This is a genomic window from Pseudomonas sp. BW16M2, from assembly GCF_014268865.1.
Classification (GTDB): Bacteria; Pseudomonadota; Gammaproteobacteria; order Pseudomonadales; family Pseudomonadaceae; genus Aquipseudomonas; species Aquipseudomonas peradeniyensis.
In genome coordinates, this window is record NZ_JABWRI010000003.1 from 51,116 (window position 1) to 67,666 (window position 16,551).

The following is a 16,551-nucleotide window of genomic DNA, read 5'->3' on the forward strand; positions in this document are numbered from 1 at the left end:
AACCCCAGGAGTTTTAGCAATGGGCAATGTCCAGACGGCCGTCAGGGCCTACGACCAGCCATGGCGCCCGGCATCGGGTGACCTGGTCGAGCTCGGACGCACGCTGCGCCTGCCGCTGGGCCAGTTGCGCCTGCAACGCACGCCGGTCAGCGGCCTCAAGCGTCGCGACAAGCTGGTGCTGGGCCTGCTGGTGCTGATGCTGCATGGCGCGGCGGCGTACTGGGTCAGCCATCAGCCGACCCCCGAGCTGCCGGTCATCCCGCCGAAGATTCCGCCCATGACCATCGAGTTCGCCGCGCCCGCACCACCGGTGGTCGAGCCGCCGCCGCCGGCCCCTGTGGTCCAGCCGCCACCACCACCACCGGTGGTCGACGAACTGGCCGCCAGGCCCGCGCCCAAGCCGGTCCCCAAACCCAAGCCAGTGCCCAAGCCCGTGGCCAAGCCGCAGCCCAAGCCAGTCGAGGCGCCACCGCCAACACCGGTCGCCGCGCCAACACCCCCGGCGCCGGCACCTGCGCCACCCGCACCTGCGCCAGTGACCCCGGCCTCGGCCAACGCCGCGTACCTGAAGAACCCGGCGCCGGAGTATCCGCAGATGGCCCAGCGCCGCGGCTGGGAAGGCACCGTGCTGCTGCGCGTGGAGGTGCTGCCCAGTGGCAAGCCGGGGCAGATCCAGATCCAGAAGAGCAGTGGCCGCGACGCCCTGGACGCCGCTGCGCTGGCTGCGGTGAAGCGCTGGAGCTTCGTCCCGGCCAAGCAGGGCGACGTGGCCCAGGTGGGCTGGGTCAGCGTACCGATCGATTTCAAGCTTCGTTAACTTGCGACCGCATACAGGAAGGACTTCATCATGAGCTTGTTGGCATCTCCCCTCGAATCCGTTGAAAGCGCGGTCATCTGGCTGCTGGTCGGCTTCTCCGTCGCCACCTGGGCACTGGCCCTGGTCAAGGTCGTGCAGTTCGTGCGCCTGAAGAACCAGGACAAACGCTTCCACCAGCAGTTCTGGGCCGCGTCCAGCCTCGACTCCGCCGCCGAGCCCGCCCATGACCTGCCAGGCCCGGCCGCCCGTGTCGCCCAGGCGGGCTTTGCGGCGATCGCGGTCGGCGAGCCTGGCCAGGCCAGTGACCTCAGCCAGACGATCAACCATCAGGACCGCCTGGAACGCGCCCTGCGCCAGCAGATCGTCCGCGAGCGCCGTTCGCTGGAAACCGGCCTGGCAGTGGTGGCCAGTATCGGCAGCACCTCGCCGTTCATCGGCCTGTTCGGCACCGTGTGGGGCATCATGGAAGCCCTCAAGGGCATCAGCGCGGCGGGCTCGGCGAGCCTGGAAACCGTGGCCGGCCCGATCGGCGCGGCGCTGGTCGCCACCGGCGTGGGTATCGCCGTCGCGGTGCCGGCGGTGCTGGTCTACAACTACTTCCTCCGTCGCCTCAAGCTGACTGCGGCCGACCTCGACGACTTCGCCCACGACTTCTACAGCCTGGCGCAGAAGAGTGCCTTCCGCGTGCTGGTGCACCCGGCGGTGCAACGCCAGCACACCGGCTTCACCCAACCTGTGAAGGAGGCCTCCTGACATGGCCTTCTCGACCCAGGACAGCGATGAAGTGTTGAGTGAAATCAACGTCACGCCATTGGTGGACGTCATGCTGGTGCTGTTGGTGGTGTTCATCGTCACCGCGCCGTTGCTGACCAATGCCATCCCGATCAACCTGCCCAAGACCGAGGCCGTGGCCCCGGTGGAGCAGAAGGACCCGCTGGTGGTGAGCATCGACGGCAGCGGCAAGCTGTTCATCAACAAGGACGAGATCCAGCCCGACCTGCTGGAGACCAACCTCAAGGCTGCCAAGGACAAGGACGCCGAGCTGCGTGTGCAGCTGCAGGCCGACGATGGTGTGAATTACGGCGAGGTCGCCCGCGCGATGGCGGCGATCGAACGTGCCGGGATCAGCAAGCTGGCGGTGATTACCGCCCGCTGACCGGCGATACCCTCTTCAGGCAAGTGCTTAGGGGCCATTTTCCTTGGCAGGGGATGGCCCTTTTTTTATTGGAGACGCGGATTTGAAGCCTTTCGCGATCCCTGTAGGACTTAGCACTGTGCAAGACAATTGCTTTCTGGAATTTTGGTTATTAATAAATAGCTTCTTATTCCTTTACGAATATAACCCCCTCCCTATACTTGCACCCAAGCACGCAAACTTCCGGAGGCGTCCCCATGCGCAATGAGTCGATTCGTTACCTGATTGTGCCGGGCTGGCAAGGATCGCCAGACAACCATTGGCAGAGTCACTGGCAGCGTAGCCTGCCCAACAGCGCCCGGGTCGAGCAGCATGACTGGCTGACCCCGCAGCGGCGCGACTGGGTCCAGGCGCTGGAGCAGGCGATTGCCGCCGAACGCTCGCCGGTGATTCTCATCGCCCACAGCCTGGGCTGCATCACGGTCGCCCATTGGGCCGCCCAGGCCAGCCCCGAGCTGCTGCGCCGGGTACGTGGCGCATTGCTGGTGGCGCCGGCGGATGTCGAGCGTCCGACCTGCGCGCCGGCCTTGCGCAATTTCGCGCCGATTCCACTGCAGGCCTTGCCGTTCCCCAGCCAGATGGTCAGCTCCGACAACGACCCGGCGGTGAGCGTGCCGCGTGCGCTGTACCTGACGCAGGTCTGGGGCGCCGAGGCTGGGCTGCTGGCCGACGCCGGGCATATCAACGTCAAGTCGGGTCATGAGCGTTGGGAACAGGGTTTCGCCTACCTCTACCGCTTGCAGGCCCGTATCGATCAGCGCGCGCTGCGCCGCGCCTGATCCGCTGGTTTCATCGAACGAGTCGAATCCCCGGCCGCCTGCGGCCGGGGCGGGAGTATTCCATGACGTTTCACACTGCTTTCGGCCAGCCGTTGCTGACCTTCCCCGAACTGGACAAGAGCCCGCTGAGCATTCGCGCCAAGGCGCTGGTGTTCGTCGATCCGCGTTCCCAGGCGCTGCGCCAGACCCTGGAGCGGTTGGCGCCACAACCCTTGCCCGTGTTGATCCGTGGTGAGACCGGCACCGGCAAGGAGTTGCTGGCCCGGCAGATCCATCGCGGCAGTGACCGCGGGGGGTTGTTCGTGTCGGTCAACTGCGCGGCCATCAGCCCGACCTACGCCGATGCCGAGCTGTTCGGCTACAGCGCCGGCACCCAGGGCGGCACCGCCAGCAGTCGAGCCGGCTGGTTCGGCTCGGCCAACGGCGGCACGCTGTACCTGGACGAGATCGCCGACCTGCCCCTGGCGATCCAGAGCAAGCTGCTGGCGGCCCTGGAAAACCGCGAGGTGACCCGGGTCGGCGCCACCCAGCCGCAGGCCGTCGATGTGCGGCTGGTGGCCGCTTCCAGCATCGACCTGGCCCAGGCCGTGCGCGCCGGTCGCTTCAACGAGCGGCTTTACCATTACCTGCATGAGGGTGAACTCGAGCTGCCGGCATTACGCGATCGGGTCGGCGATATCCTGCCGTTGGCCGAGTACTTCGTCGGTATCTACAGCGTACGCCTGGATCGGCCGCTGCCCCTGATCAGCGAGGCGGCCCAGCAGGCGCTGGAGGCCCATGCCTGGCCGGGCAATACCCGTGAACTGGAGAACGTCATCCACTTCGCCCTGCTGGTCAGCGACGGTGAGGAGATCCTTCCCGCGCATCTCGACCTTCCGGATACCGCGCCATTGGCCAGCCTGGCCCGTCAGCTCGCGCAACTGGGTGCCAGTCGGGAGCCGCAAACCCTGGCCGACCTGCGCGGGCTGCTGAGCGCAGCCTTGGCGCAATTGGGCAAATCCGCGCCGTAGAGCTGTGCGTGGCCGCTCATAAGCAAAGGTCGTGATGGCGATTTGTTTTTGGAATAAGCAGCTAATCAAAAGATATTGTTACGGAATAAAAAATCTCGGTATTGTCCGTTTCACGCCCACCCGAACGGATGGGCACCCGACTCGCCATCTGCGATGGCCCAGCTTTAGAACAAGGATCACCATGAAAAAGACCCTGCTGACCACCGCCCTGGCCGCCGCCCTTTCGTTCGCTGGCCTGGCCAATGCCGCCGAGAAACTGGTGGTCGCCGCCACGCCCGTGCCGCATGCCGAAATCCTCGAACTGATCAAGCCGACCCTGGCCAAGGAAGGCGTGGACCTGCAGATCAAGGTCTTCACCGACTATGTCCAGCCCAACGTGCAGGTCGACCAGAAGCGCCTGGACGCCAACTACTTCCAGACCCTGCCTTACCTGAAGAACTTCAACGAAGGCAAGGGCACCCACCTGGAAACCGTGATCGGCGTGCATGTCGAGCCGTTCGGTGGCTACTCGAAGAAGGTCAAGAGCCTGGCCGAGCTGAAGGATGGCGCCACCGTCGCCATCCCCAACGAAGGCAGCAACAGTGGCCGCGCCCTGCTTCTGCTGCAGAAGGCTGGCCTGATCACTCTGAAAGACCCGAAGAACGCCCTGGCCACGCCGAAAGACATTGCCGAGAACCCGAAGAAGCTCAAGTTCCGCGAGCTGGAATCGGCCATGCTGCCGCGTGTGCTGGACCAGGTCGACCTGGACATGATCAACACCAACTACGCCCTGGAAGCCGGCCTGAACCCGGCCAAGGACGCCCTGGTGATCGAAGGCAGCGACTCGCCGTACGTTAACTTCCTGGTCGCCCGCCCGGACAACAAGGACAGCGAGGCCATCCAGAAGCTGGCCAAGGCGCTGACCAGCCCGGAAGTGAAGGCGTTCATCGAGAAGAAGTACAGCGGTGCGGTACTGCCGGCGTTCTGATACGCGGCCTGGTACGAAAAACGCCGACGCATTTTGCGTCGGCGTTTTTGTTTGGGCTGGCTTGAAGAGGGGGGCGGCAGGCTGCGTGGGAGCGGGCTTGCCCCGCGATGGCGTCTTCAGCGCTGACTGGCCAGCGCCCGGCGCAGGGCCAGGAGCCACAGCAGTTGTTCATTCGAAGCAGGCAAGCAGGGGCTGTTCATCGTTGTCTTCCTTGTTGAATGTGATGGGCCGTGCAAGTCACAGTTTGAGACCCCTTGGAGGGGGAAAGTCTCGGAAAGATCCGCATGTCATGAAGGAAATTTCCGAGCGTCACGGGGTGGTGATATAGATATGCAATAAAGATATTTATAAAAATATTTTTATGCCTTTAGAGTCTAGGGATCGTGCTTACCGGCACAGCGCCACCATTCGTGAAACGACGCCGAGCCACCCTCGTGCCGACCCTGGACCTTCCCCATGCCGTACCTTCGTGACTCCGTGTCGAGGCCCCTTCCATGAGCTTCGACACCGCTTTCATGCTTAGCACACTGCCGGCCTTCTTCAAGGCCGTTGGCGTGACCCTGCAAGTCGGGGCGATCGCCATCGTCACTTCGTTGCTGGTGGCGCTGCTCAACGCGACGATCCTGGTGCTGCGCACGCCGTACCTGTGGCGCCTGGTCAAGGGCTACGTGGAACTTGCCCGCAACACACCACTGCTGATCCAGCTGTTCTTCGTCTACTTCGCCTTGCCGAGCCTGGGGCTGAAGGTCTCCGGCTTCGCCGCCGCGATCATCACCCTGACGTTCATGGGCGGTGCCTACCTCACCGAGGTGCTGCGCGCCGGGGTCGAGGCCGTGCCGCGGGCGCAACTGGAGTCCGGGCGCTCCATCGGGCTCTCCGAAGGGCAGTTGCTGCGCCACGTGATCCTGCCCCAGGCCGGCATCCTCAGCCTGCCGGCACTGTTCGCCAACTTCGTGTTCCTGCTCAAGGAGACCACCGTGGTGTCGGCGGTGGCGGTGCCGGAGATCCTCTACACCACCAAGAACTACATCGCCCTGTACTACAAGACCTACGAAATGCTCGCCGTGCTGACCCTGCTCTGCGTGCTGATCTTCCTGCCGCTGTCGCTGCTGCTGCGCTACCTGGAACGGAGGCTGCAACATGGCCAGTTCGGGCATTGAGCTGCTGCTGGTTTCGCTGCCGCAACTGGCCACGGGCGCCGGGCAGACCTTGGCGATCTCGGCCCTGGGCATCCTGTTCGCCACTTTGGGCGGCGTGCTCTACGGCGTGCTGGCGACCCTCGGCAGCCGTTGGCTGAACATTCTGCTGCAGGTGTACCTGGAGTTGTTCCGGGCGATTCCGGTGCTGGTATGGCTGTACCTGGTGTTCTTCGGCTTGCCGATCTTCTTCGGCCTGAGCATCCCCAGCTTCTGGTGCGCGGTGCTGGTGCTGGGCCTGTGGGGCGCCAGCGAGGTCGGCGAGGTGGTGCGCGGCGCCTTGCAGTCGCTGCCACGCGGGCAGCGCGAGGCGGGGTTGTCGATCGGCCTGGGCGGCTGGCAGCTGTATGGCTACGTGCTGCTGCCCCAGGCGCTCAAGCGCATGACCCCGCCGACCATCAACATCTACACGCGGATCATCAAGACCAGCTCGCTGGCGGTACTGATCGGCGTGGTCGAAGTGATCAAGGCGGGGCAGCAGATCATCGAACGCACCTACGAATCGGTGCTGATCTACGGCGCGCTGTTCCTGTTCTTCTTTCTTGTCTGCTATCCGCTGTCGGCCGCCTCCCGCGTGCTGGAGCGGCGCTGGGCCCACGCATGAATCCATTGATCGAATTCCAAGGCTTCAACAAGTTCTTCGGCCAGCACCAGGTGCTCGCGGACATCGACCTCAAGGTCCAGGCCGGCGAGGTGGTGGTGATCCTCGGCCCCAGCGGCTGCGGCAAGAGCACCCTGCTGCGCTGTCTCAACGGTCTGGAGGAGGCCCAGGGCGGCAGCCTGCGCCTCGACGGCCAGGAGCTGCTCGGCTCCGACACCGACTGGCGCCAGGTGCGCCAGCGGGTCGGCATGGTGTTCCAGAGCTATCACCTGTTCGGCCACATGAGCGTGATCGACAACCTGCTGCTGGGTCCGCTGAAGGTGCAGAAGCGCGAACGGCGCGAAGCCCAGGCCCAGGCCGAGGCGCTGCTGGCCCGGGTCGGCCTGCTGGACAAGCGCGACGCCTTTCCCCGCCAGCTCTCCGGTGGCCAGCAGCAACGCATCGCCATCGTCCGTTCGCTGTGCATGAACCCCCAGGTGATGCTGTTCGACGAGGTCACCGCCGCCCTCGACCCGGAGATGGTCAAGGAGGTGCTGCAGGTGATCCAGGGCCTGGCCCGCGAAGGCATGACCCTGCTCATCGTCACCCACGAAATGGCCTTCGCCCGCGCGGTGGCCGACCGCATCGTGTTCATGGAGGCCGGCAGGATCCTTGAACAGAACCACCCCGAGCGCTTCTTCACCCAACCGCAGAGCGCACGCGCGCAGCAGTTCCTGGAGAAATTCTCGTTCGTCGAAAGCCTGCCCAAGACACTGCACAAGGAACTGTCATGAAGACTGCCCCGTTCGCCAAACTGCTCGCTCCACTGCTTGGCCTGGCCCTGCTGGCCGGCTGCAACAAGTCCGAAGACCCGGGCAAGCCCGCCGCGGCCTCGCCGGCCACCAGCTACCTGGAAACCATCAAGGCCCGCGACAAGCTGATCGTCGGCGTGTTCACCGACAAGCCACCGTTCGGCTTCGTCGATGAAAGCGGCCGCTACGTGGGCTTTGACACCGACATCGGCCGCCGCTTCGCCAAGGACCTGCTGGGCGATGAAAGCAAGGTCGAGTTCGTCGCCGTGGAGCCTGCCAGCCGCATTCCGTTCCTGCAGAGCGACAAGGTCGACCTGATCCTCGCCAACATGACCGTCACCCCCGAGCGCAAGGAAGCGGTGGACTTCACCAACCCCAACCTGCGCGTGGCGGTACAGGCCATCGTCGCCGACGGCAGTCCGGTGCAGAAGCTCGACGACCTGGCCGACAAGACCATTATTGTCACCACCGGTACCACAGCCGATATCTGGCTGACCAAGAATCACCCGGACTGGAAGCTGCTGAAGTTCGAGAAGAACACCGAGTCGCTGGCCGCCCTGGCCAATGGCCGCGGCGATGCCTATGCCCAGGACAACCTGATCCTGTTCAGCTGGGCCAAGCAGAACCCGGGCTACCGCGTGCTGCCGCAGTTGCTGGGCGACGAAGCACCGATCGCTCCGGCGGTGAAGAAGGGCAACACCGAGTTGCGCGACTGGGTGAACAGCGAGCTGGCCAAGCTGGGCGAGGAGAAGTTCCTGCTCAAGCTGTACGACCAGTACGTGCGCAAGGAACTGAGCGACGACACCAAGCCTGAGAGCGTCATCGTCGAAGGCGGCAAGTGGCAGGGTTGAGCCCCGCCTGCTGATCGCGGGACAAGCCCGCTCCCACAACTGGCATTCGTGCGTGGGAGCGGGCTTGCCCCGCGATGGGGCGAATCAATTACCCGGCACCAACCGCAACGTGCTCTGCGCCGGAATCACTCCCATCCGCGCCTTGTGATAGCGCCCCTCGATATAGTCTTCGGCCTGGTCGCCGTAATGCCGGTCGAACGGCACGCCACTCTGCCCGACCGGGTTGATGGTCAGCGCGGTGCCTGCGTCTGCAAAGTCGATCAACCGGCGCGTGGAAGGGCCATAGGTGACCGGCCAGGGCGCCGGGCCGATCTTCGCCGACAGGTTGTTCGGCACCTCGTGGGTGCCGGGCGCGGCAAACGGGCCGACGTTGAACAGCAGGTTGAGCGGCTTCTTCACCCCCAGTGGATGGTTGTGGGTGAGGGTGTGGGCCTTGCCCCATTGCCAGCTGGCCGGATCCTTGCCGAATGTCTCGTGCAGGTGCTTGAGGCTGCGTTGCCAGGCCAGGCGCACGATGGCGCCACGGTCGGTGCGTTCGCTGGCGCCGCGCAGGTTCCACCAGGGCGATGCCGGGTCCGCGGCCAGGCGGGGCAGGGCGGCGTCGATGGCGCGGGTGCTGATCAGCACCGGGAACCAGGTGTCGCCCAGCTCGTCGTGCAGGGCGGCGAACGCCAGTTCGTAGAGGAACTGGTTGAACAACGTGGCACTGGTGGAGTCCAGCGGATAGTCGCCGCGCCAGGCGGCCAGTTGCTCGACCAGCTCCTTCTCCTCGTCGCCCTGGGCGACGTTGCGCAAGGTGCCGAGCAGCGGCGCCAGGGTGCGCGGGCCGTAGTCGGTGCTGGTGTCCAGTTGCAGGGCCTGGCTGTTCTGGGTGTCCCACTTGATGTCCGGGTCGCTCAGCTGGCGATCGAGCTGACGACCGCGATCGGCCAGGTTGTAGTAACCGGGCACGGGGATTGCGCCGGGCGGCTGGTAGTTGGCCGAGACGATGTAGCCGCTCGCCGGATTCTCCTGCTGCGGATTGGCGCTGAACGGGTAGAAGCCCGGCTTGGCGGCCTGGCCGCTGGCGCCATCGAGAATGAACGCCGGGTTGACGCCGTCCGGGCGGATCGGCAGTCGTGCCGCCGCCCACCAGCCGATATCGCCCCGGGCATTGGCCCACACCAGGTTCAGCCCCGGCGCCTGGACCTTGGCGGCTGCCTCGCGCATCTTGCCCAGGGTGTCGGCGCGGTTGATCTGGTAGAAGCCTTCGAGGATCGGGTTGTCGGTTTCCAGGAACGCCCACCACATGGCGATGGGCGTCGGGCCGGCGGTATCGCCGAGCACGCTGTTGACGATCGGGCCATGGGGCGAGCGGCGCAGGGTGATGCTGGCAGGTTCCGCGTCCTTGACCGCGATCTTCTGCTCGGTCTTTTCCAGTGGCTGCCATGTGCCGTCGACCATCACCTGCTCGGGGTTCTGCGGATTGGTCCGCTCCGCGATCAGGTCGACGTCGTCGTTCTGGAACATGGTCAGGCTCCAGCCGAAGTCGCGATTGTGGCCGAGCAGGGCGAACGGGTTGAGCGCCTGGAAGTAGCCATACAGGTTGAAACCCGGCGCCGACAGCTCCGCCTCGTACCAGATCGCCGGCACGGCGAAGCTGATATGCGGGTCGCCCGCCAGCAGCGGCCGGCCACTGCGGGTGCGGCTGCCGGCCACGGCCCAGGCGTTGCTGCCTTCGAACTGCGGGATGCCGGCGTCGCCCAGGGCCTCGTGGCTCAGCCGCGCCAGCTGCTCCAGGCTGCGCCAGGCGGCGGCGGCCAGGGGCGTGGCCACGGCGCCGTCGGGCTGCCAGTCGAGGTCGAAGATCTTCAGGTAGTCGGGGCCGAGCTGGTCGCGGATGTAGGTCAGCGCGGGATCGGTACGGAATGCCGCGGCGAAGCTGTAGGCGAGGTAGCCGGCGATGCTCAGGGTGTCCTCGGCGGTGAAGGGGCGTGGCGGGATGCCGAGCAGGTCGAACTCCATCGGTTTGGGATGGCTGGCCTGCCACTGGTTGATGCCGTCCAGGTAAGCCTGCAGCGCCTGCCAGGCCGGCGACTGGCGGTCCTGGCGCTGCGCCATAAGAGCCGCCTGGTCACGGATGCGCAGGCTGCGGAACAGGGTGTCGGTGGGCAGCAGCTTCTCGCCCAGCACCTCGGCCAGCTCGCCACGGGCCAGGCGGCGCATGATCTCCATCTGGAACAGGCGGTCCTGGGCGTGCACGTAGCCCAGGGCGCGGTAGAGGTCCTGCTCGTTCTGCGCCTGCAGGTGCGGCACGCCGCGGGCATCGAAACGCACGCTGACCGGCGCCTGCAATCCACCGACGGCCACCTCGCCGTCACGTTGCGGCTGCTTGTCCCGCACGTACCAGTAACCGGTGCCTGCGGCGGCCACGGCGATCACCACCGCCAGCAAGGTCAGGCTGCGCTTCATCGAGACTCCTTGTACGTTCGAGCGAGAAATATGGTCCGATCATCGGCGGATGCGCGAACTGAGCATAGCCCTGGAAGGCACTTTCATGTCCCTCGGCGAAAAACAGCGCGCGGGCGCTTCATTCGGTCCAGGGGCAATAGCAGCCGACTGCCAGGGTGTTGGACGCCTGCACCCGGCGGCCTTCATTCAGCGCCGTGAGGATCGGCTCGATGAAGCTATTGCTGGAGTTGCACACCGCGCCTTCGCTGTAGGGGCCGAAGTAGGCGAGGTTACCGTCGCGGTCCCAGATCGCCACGGCGGGGGTGGCCGGCAGCTGCTCGCTGCCGGGCAGGCTGGCCAGGGGCTTGAGCGCGGCGAGGTTGGCCGGCAACTGGCCGTGGCTGCCGTGGCGCTGCACGACATGGAAGCTGACGCCCTGCGGCGCGAAGTGCTCGACCAGTTCACCCAGGTGCTGCTGGTTGCCGACGTTGCACGGGCAGGCCGGGTCCCAGAAGTGCACCACGCGGATCGGGCCCGGACCTGCCAGCTCGGGGGGCAGGCGTAGCTGGCTGCCGTCGAAGAAGGTGGTCTGGTTGTCGAAGGTGCGCAGGTAGCGGGACTGGAAGCTGTCGTAGGCCCACCAGAGGGCGGTGGCGCAGAGCAGCAGTGCAAGTAATGTGAGAAATCGCTTCGCCATGGGGGCCTTGGCACGAGGTCGCATTGTTGGTCGGAGGAGGGGCCAAGCTTGCCATGACGCGGCCCAGAGCTGAATATCGCAGATCAATACTTGCTTCACTGTGGATCTACTGATGCCCGCCAGCTTCAATCCCGACCAGCTGCGTACCAGCCTGTCGCCCCTCGTTGATCTTCAGCCGTTGTCCGCCCAGGGCCAGGCCTACCAGCGCTTCTATGGCCTGGATCTGCCTGCGCGCAGTTGGCTGGGTGGCTTCCGGGTGGCGGGCTTCGACCTGGTCGGCCAGCTCTGGCTGCCGGAGCAGCCGGTGGCGACGGTGTTCCTGCTGCACGGCTACTACGATCACATGGGCCTGTACCGGCATGTGATCGAGTGGGCATTGGGCCAGGGCTACGCGGTGATCGGCTGCGACCTGCCCGGCCATGGCCTGTCCAGTGGCGAGCGGGCCAGCATCGATGATTTCGGCATCTACCAGCAGGTGCTCGATGCGCTGTTCGAGCAGGCCCGCCTGCTGGAACTGCCGCGACCCTGGCATCTATGTGGACAGAGCACCGGCGGGGCGATCGTGGTCGATCACCTGCTGCACCAGGGCGAACGCAGCCCGGCCGATGGCCAGGTGATCCTGCTCGCGCCTCTGGTGCGCCCGCGTGCCTGGCACTGGTCGAAGTTGAGCTATCGGGTGCTGCGTCACTTCGTCAACGGCATCGAGCGGCGGTTCAGCGAGAACACCAACGACCCGGCCTTCCTGCCCTTCCTCGAGGCCGATCCGCTGCAGCCGCGGCGCCTGCCGACCGCCTGGGTCGGGGCGCTAATGAAGTGGGTCCGGCGTATCGAAGCCGCGCCGCGCAGCACGCGCCGGCCCCTGATCGTGCAGGGCGAGGCGGACGGCACGGTGGACTGGCCCTACAACCTCAAGGTGCTCAAGGCCAAGTTCGCCGAGCCGCAGATCCTCATGCTGCCTGAGGCGCGGCATCATCTGGCCAACGAGCTGCCCGGCATTCGCCAGCGCTACTTCGACTTCATCGGCCAGCGCCTGGGCTGATCACTTCAGCTCGGTGGCGTTCTGGCCCACGGCCAGGGCGGCGCGTACCGCGGCCACCGCTGCCTTGTAGTAGGCCTGGCCGTCGGCGGATTCGGCGAAGGTGGCGAATTCCTCCAGCTCGGCGTCCGACAGGTCGCGATAGACGTACAGCAGGGTGTTGTTCAGGTCTTCGCCGACCTGGTTCATCAGGCGCTGGCGCTGGCCATCGAGCAGGTTCTGCGCCTGGCCGCCACCGAACAGGCCGGGCAGCATCGAGCTCAGGCTGTCGGCTGCCACGCCGGCGATCGCCAGGCTGACCTCGGCGCCGGCTTCGCGGGCTGGCAGGGCCTGGGCCAGGTGGCCGACGATCAACAGGCGGTTGTCGCTGGCCTGGACCTTCGGCAGGCCCTTGGCGTTCTTCGCCAGCTGGTCCTTGCGCGTGGCCAGCAGCTCGGCGGCCACCACCTTGCGCCCCAGTGGCGACTGGAAGAACGCCAGGGCCGGCGAGGGGTTCGCCAGGTTGGCGCGCAGCTGCGCCTGAGCCCGGCGGTCCATGGCCTGGGCCTGGAAGCGCTGGTTGCTGTTGTTGACCAGCGCCTGGTAGACGGCAGGCGGCAGGCTGTTGCGGTAGCGCTGCTGGGCGGCGCTCACGGCATCGTTGAAATGGGCGCGCTGGTCGGGCCAACCGGCGGCCTTGTACAGCTGATCGAGGCTGTCTGCCCAGACAGGCATGGTGCAGATCATCAGCAGAAGCAGGGAAAACAGACGGCGCATTCAGGACTCCTGTCGGCAGGCCGCTATTGTCCTAGGCGTGGCGGGGCTTTGTCGAGTCGCCAGCGGCGCTTCCTGACCAAGTGGCGCTGTGCGAGCGATTAGCGAATGGCTATGATGCGCCATGCACACTCCTTTCGAACATCCTCTGCTGTCGACGATCGTCGACGACCTGGCCTCCCGTGGCTGGTCGCAGCAACCTCTTTTCCTGCCCGACGCGCTGTCGCGCGCGCTGGCGGCCGAATGCCGTCGCCGTCACGCCGAGGGCGAACTCAACCCGGCCAGCGTCGGTCGTGGCGCCGCGCAGGAGATCCGCGAGGCGATCCGTGGTGATCAGATCCAGTGGCTCGACCCCGGCGAGTCGGAGGTCTGCGACCGCTACCTGGGCGCGATGGACAGCCTGCGCCAGGCCATCAACCAGGGCTTGTTCCTGGGGCTTGAGGACTTCGAGTGCCATTTTGCCCTTTATCCGCCGGGGGCGTTCTACAAGCGCCATCTCGACCGCTTCCGTGACGACGACCGGCGCATGGTGTCGGCCGTGCTCTACCTCAATGAAGGCTGGCAGCCGGAGGACGGCGGGCAGCTGCGGATGTTCCTGAAGGATGGTGTCGAGCACGACGTGCAGCCGGTCGCGGGTAGCCTGGTGGTGTTCCTGTCGGGTGAAGTGCCGCACGAAGTGCTTCCGGCCGGGCGTGAGCGCCTGTCGTTGACCGGCTGGTTCCGGCGCCGTGGCAATGATCCGTTCTGAGCGGCCGAAGGTGCTGGTCAGCGCCTGTCTGCTGGGCCAGCCGGTGCGCTATGACGGGCGTGCCAGCGGTCATCCCGACATCCTGCAGCGCTGGCAGGCCGAAGGCCGGGTGGTCCCGCTGTGCCCGGAGGTGGCCGGTGGCTTGCCGACGCCGCGCCCGCCTGCGGAAATTCCGGGCGGGCAGGGCGGCCAGGTCCTGGATGGGCAGGCGCGGGTAGTGACGGTGTCCGGCGACGATGTCAGCGAGGCGTTCCTGTCCGGGGCCCGACTGGCGCTGGAGCTGGTGCGTCGGCATCGCATCCGTGTGGCGGTGCTCAAGTCCGGCAGCCCGTCGTGTGGCAACCTGCAGACCTATGACGGCAGTTTCAGCGGTGTGAAGGTGGCGGGGGAAGGGGTGACCACGGCCTTGCTGCGTCGCGAAGGGGTACTCGTGTTCAGCGAACTGGAGCTGGAAGACGCGCAGCGAGCGTTGGCCAAGGTCTGATCGCGGGGCAAGCCCGCTCCCACGCAATGGTGACCATGACGGCAGCGTGGGAGCGGGCTTGCCCCGCGATGCGGTGTTACTGTCCGGCGGTCGCCTGCTTGGTGCCCTTGAGCCATTTGCTTTCCAGGTCAGCCAGACGGCCATCGTTCTCGATCCGCTGCAGAGCATTGTTCACAGCCGTCTCGAAGGCTGGATTGCCCTTCTGGTATGGGATCACCAGTTTCTGGTTGGCCAGGGTACGAATGGCGTCGAGCTTATCGCTCAGTTCGGCGTCTTGCTGGTTGAAGGTCATATCGAACTTGCCGCTCTCCACCCCAGGCAGCACCTCTTCGGCGGGCGTCTCGACGAACTCGGCCCGCACATCCAGCTCCTTGGCCAGGGCCTGCCCCAACTCGATCTCGAAGCCAGTCAGGTGTTCGTTCTCCTTGAACGCATAGGGTGGCGCGTCGCCAAGCACGGCGATGCGCAGTTCGCCACGGTCATTGATTTCGTCGATCAGTTCGGCCTGGGCCAGTGGGCTGAACAGTACCGCCAGCAGAATGCCAATGGTCAAACGCATGAGTGCCCCTTTCTTGTTCGGCAGATGAAGTGCATTCGCCGTGGCTTTCTCGTCTGCCCCGGTCGAACGCAGCCTATGACCTCCAGGTAGCGGCAAGGTTTTCTTCTGCCCTGAAATATTTCTGTCCCTGTTTTTGAACCTCTGCCGGCCGAGCTGGACTATGGTGAAGTACCGCCGTACTTCGTTTAAGCGATAGCGGTCAATTGAAGTGAATCACAGGAGAAGTGAATGAAAAGCCTATTTTCGCGTGCTGCCGTCGCCGGTCTGCTGATGGGGGCGTCGGTGTTCGCCAGTGCCGCGGATACCCTGAAGAGCGAGCAGCCACCGGAAGGCGCCAAGGTCTTCATCGTTTCGCCCGCCGACGGGGCCACGGTCGATAAGACCTTCACCGTCAAGTTCGGCATCGAAGGCATGGGCCTCAAGCCCGCGGGTGACCAGACCCCGCACACCGGCCATCACCACCTGCTGGTGGACGTGGACAAGGCGCCCCTGGCCGACCAGCCGCTGCCCACCAGCCTGATGCCGGAGAACAACGCGCCGCTGCCGGCAGGTCCGCAGGTGCTGCACTTCGGCAAGGCGCAGACCGAGGCGACCATCACCCTCACGCCGGGCAAGCACACCCTGCAGTTGGTGCTGGGCGACAAGTACCACGTGCCGTTCAAGCCGAGCGTCGAGTCGCAGAAGATCACCGTCAACGTGAAGTGATCCGCCGCGCCATCGCCGGCCGGCCCGCTTGCCGGCGATGAGCTCATTGCCGGCCGTTTCAGAACTGCGAGCCAACCACTTCCTGCGCCACGCCCAGAAAAGCCGCCGGCAACCGCGCCTGGCGCCGCTCCTTCAGGCAATACAGGTACTCGTGCATCACCGGCGCATCCTCCAGCACCAGCACCCGCAGTTCCGGGTTATGCGGCACCTCGTGGCGGGCAATGATGCTGATGCCGATATTGCGCAGCACCGCCTCGCGAATCGACTCGCGGCTGCCGATCTCCAGCAAGGCCCCGGCCTTCACATTGGCTTCTTGCATCATCTGCTCGGTCAGCTTGCGCGTGGTCGAGCCCTGCTCGCGCATCAGCAGGCAATGCCCGGCCACCACGTCGATGGACACCGCCTGACGCTGGGCCAGCGGATGATTGCGGTGCACCGCCACCACCAGCGGGTCGGTGCCCAGCACCCGGCGCACCAGGCGCGCATCCTCGAGCAGTTGCGAGGACGCGGCGATATCCACCCGGTAATCCTCGAGCATCTCCAGCACCTGCTGCGAGTTGCCGATTTCCACTGCCACTTCCACCTGGGGCAGGCGCTCGCGGAAGATCTTCACCAGGTCGAGGATGTAGTAGGGCGCCGTGGCGGCGATGCGCAGGCTGCCCTGGGCCTGACCGCTGTTGCGCAGCTCGAACTCGATGTCGGCCTCCTGCTGCAACAGCGCCTTGACCATCGGCAGCAGGCGCACGCCTTCCTCGCTCAGCACCAGGCGCCGACCACCGCGGTAGAACAGTTCGACGTTGTACTGGCCCTCGAGATTGCGGATTTGCGTGGTCACCGTCGGCTGGCTGAGCCCGAGCTTCTTCGCCGCCAGGGTGATGCTGCCCAGGCGGGCCACCATGTAGAAGGCTTTGAGCTCGGCGCTCAGCATTGTG

At 65.6% G+C, this 16,551-nt stretch carries 19 protein-coding genes; 14 read left to right on the forward strand and 5 right to left on the reverse strand.

Annotated elements, in window-relative coordinates; genetic code table 11:
• Window positions 1-19: 19 nt before the first annotated feature.
• The 10 genes from HU735_RS04450 to HU735_RS04495 all read left to right on the forward strand — a co-directional run bounded on the left by HU735_RS04450 (window position 20) and on the right by HU735_RS04495 (window position 8,207).
• Entirely contained in the window at window positions 20-817 is a 798-nt protein-coding gene (locus tag HU735_RS04450; protein ID WP_186712577.1) for an energy transducer TonB, read from the forward strand.
• Window positions 818-847: 30 nt separating this feature from the next.
• Complete coding sequence (locus tag HU735_RS04455; RefSeq protein WP_186712578.1) at window positions 848-1,570, forward strand: MotA/TolQ/ExbB proton channel family protein; 723 nt, start codon at window positions 848-850, stop codon at window positions 1,568-1,570.
• Between the two features lies 1 nt (window position 1,571).
• Window positions 1,572-1,973, forward strand: coding sequence for a biopolymer transporter ExbD (locus tag HU735_RS04460; protein ID WP_028688526.1), 402 nt, complete (start codon window positions 1,572-1,574; stop codon window positions 1,971-1,973).
• Between the two features lie 236 nt (window positions 1,974-2,209).
• A complete protein-coding gene (locus HU735_RS04465; protein WP_186712579.1) occupies window positions 2,210-2,791 on the forward strand; it encodes an alpha/beta hydrolase in 582 nt (193 codons plus the stop codon).
• Window positions 2,792-2,853: 62 nt separating this feature from the next.
• Complete coding sequence (locus tag HU735_RS04470; protein WP_186712580.1) at window positions 2,854-3,801, forward strand: sigma 54-interacting transcriptional regulator; 948 nt, start codon at window positions 2,854-2,856, stop codon at window positions 3,799-3,801.
• A 181-nt stretch (window positions 3,802-3,982) separates the two neighbouring features.
• Window positions 3,983-4,768, forward strand: coding sequence for a MetQ/NlpA family ABC transporter substrate-binding protein (locus tag HU735_RS04475; RefSeq protein ID WP_050707418.1), 786 nt, complete (start codon window positions 3,983-3,985; stop codon window positions 4,766-4,768).
• Between the two features lie 494 nt (window positions 4,769-5,262).
• Entirely contained in the window at window positions 5,263-5,928 is a 666-nt protein-coding gene (locus tag HU735_RS04480; RefSeq protein WP_050707417.1) for an amino acid ABC transporter permease, read from the forward strand.
• Window positions 5,909-6,568: an amino acid ABC transporter permease gene (locus HU735_RS04485; protein WP_186712581.1), complete on the forward strand. Its 660-nt coding sequence runs from the start codon at window positions 5,909-5,911 to the stop codon at window positions 6,566-6,568. Before HU735_RS04480 ends, HU735_RS04485 begins: the two co-directional genes overlap by 20 nt.
• Entirely contained in the window at window positions 6,565-7,338 is a 774-nt protein-coding gene (locus tag HU735_RS04490) for an amino acid ABC transporter ATP-binding protein (RefSeq protein ID WP_186712582.1), read from the forward strand. The genes HU735_RS04485 and HU735_RS04490 overlap by 4 nt, the downstream gene beginning before the upstream one ends.
• A complete protein-coding gene (locus HU735_RS04495) occupies window positions 7,335-8,207 on the forward strand; it encodes a transporter substrate-binding domain-containing protein (protein ID WP_186712583.1) in 873 nt (290 codons plus the stop codon). Before HU735_RS04490 ends, HU735_RS04495 begins: the two co-directional genes overlap by 4 nt.
• An 84-nt stretch (window positions 8,208-8,291) precedes the next feature.
• On the opposite strand, the gene HU735_RS04500 is transcribed toward HU735_RS04495, so the two are convergent.
• Both HU735_RS04500 and HU735_RS04505 read right to left on the reverse strand, forming a co-directional pair.
• Window positions 8,292-10,658, reverse strand: a complete 2,367-nt coding sequence (locus HU735_RS04500) for a penicillin acylase family protein (protein ID WP_186712584.1) — start codon at window positions 10,656-10,658, stop codon at window positions 8,292-8,294.
• A 118-nt stretch (window positions 10,659-10,776) separates the two neighbouring features.
• Window positions 10,777-11,358, reverse strand: coding sequence for a DUF6436 domain-containing protein (locus tag HU735_RS04505; protein ID WP_186712585.1), 582 nt, complete (start codon window positions 11,356-11,358; stop codon window positions 10,777-10,779).
• Window positions 11,359-11,446: 88 nt separating this feature from the next.
• Here HU735_RS04505 and HU735_RS04510 point away from each other — a divergent pair, with 88 nt between their 5' ends.
• The gene (locus HU735_RS04510; RefSeq protein ID WP_186712586.1) at window positions 11,447-12,373 is read left to right on the forward strand and encodes an alpha/beta hydrolase; all 927 of its coding nucleotides are present in this window, start codon (window positions 11,447-11,449) and stop codon (window positions 12,371-12,373) included.
• Here the strand turns inward: HU735_RS04510 and HU735_RS04515 are convergent, their stop codons facing one another.
• Window positions 12,374-13,126: a DUF2059 domain-containing protein gene (locus tag HU735_RS04515; RefSeq protein ID WP_186712587.1), complete on the reverse strand. Its 753-nt coding sequence runs from the start codon at window positions 13,124-13,126 to the stop codon at window positions 12,374-12,376.
• Window positions 13,127-13,247: 121 nt separating this feature from the next.
• Here HU735_RS04515 and HU735_RS04520 point away from each other — a divergent pair, with 121 nt between their 5' ends.
• Both HU735_RS04520 and HU735_RS04525 read left to right on the forward strand, forming a co-directional pair.
• Window positions 13,248-13,871, forward strand: a complete 624-nt coding sequence (locus tag HU735_RS04520) for a 2OG-Fe(II) oxygenase (protein WP_186712588.1) — start codon at window positions 13,248-13,250, stop codon at window positions 13,869-13,871.
• A complete protein-coding gene (locus HU735_RS04525; protein ID WP_186712589.1) occupies window positions 13,858-14,355 on the forward strand; it encodes a DUF523 domain-containing protein in 498 nt (165 codons plus the stop codon). Before HU735_RS04520 ends, HU735_RS04525 begins: the two co-directional genes overlap by 14 nt.
• A gap of 76 nt (window positions 14,356-14,431) precedes the next feature.
• Here HU735_RS04525 and HU735_RS04530 read toward each other — a convergent pair whose 3' ends face one another.
• Window positions 14,432-14,914, reverse strand: a complete 483-nt coding sequence (locus HU735_RS04530) for a transporter substrate-binding domain-containing protein (RefSeq protein WP_186712590.1) — start codon at window positions 14,912-14,914, stop codon at window positions 14,432-14,434.
• A 228-nt stretch (window positions 14,915-15,142) separates the two neighbouring features.
• Between HU735_RS04530 and HU735_RS04535 the strand changes: the two genes are divergently transcribed.
• Window positions 15,143-15,619, forward strand: coding sequence for a DUF4399 domain-containing protein (locus HU735_RS04535; RefSeq protein WP_186712591.1), 477 nt, complete (start codon window positions 15,143-15,145; stop codon window positions 15,617-15,619).
• 58 nt (window positions 15,620-15,677) lie between these two features.
• On the opposite strand, the gene HU735_RS04540 is transcribed toward HU735_RS04535, so the two are convergent.
• Window positions 15,678-16,547, reverse strand: coding sequence for a LysR family transcriptional regulator (locus HU735_RS04540; protein WP_186712592.1), 870 nt, complete (start codon window positions 16,545-16,547; stop codon window positions 15,678-15,680).
• Between the last annotated feature and the right edge of the window lie 4 nt (window positions 16,548-16,551).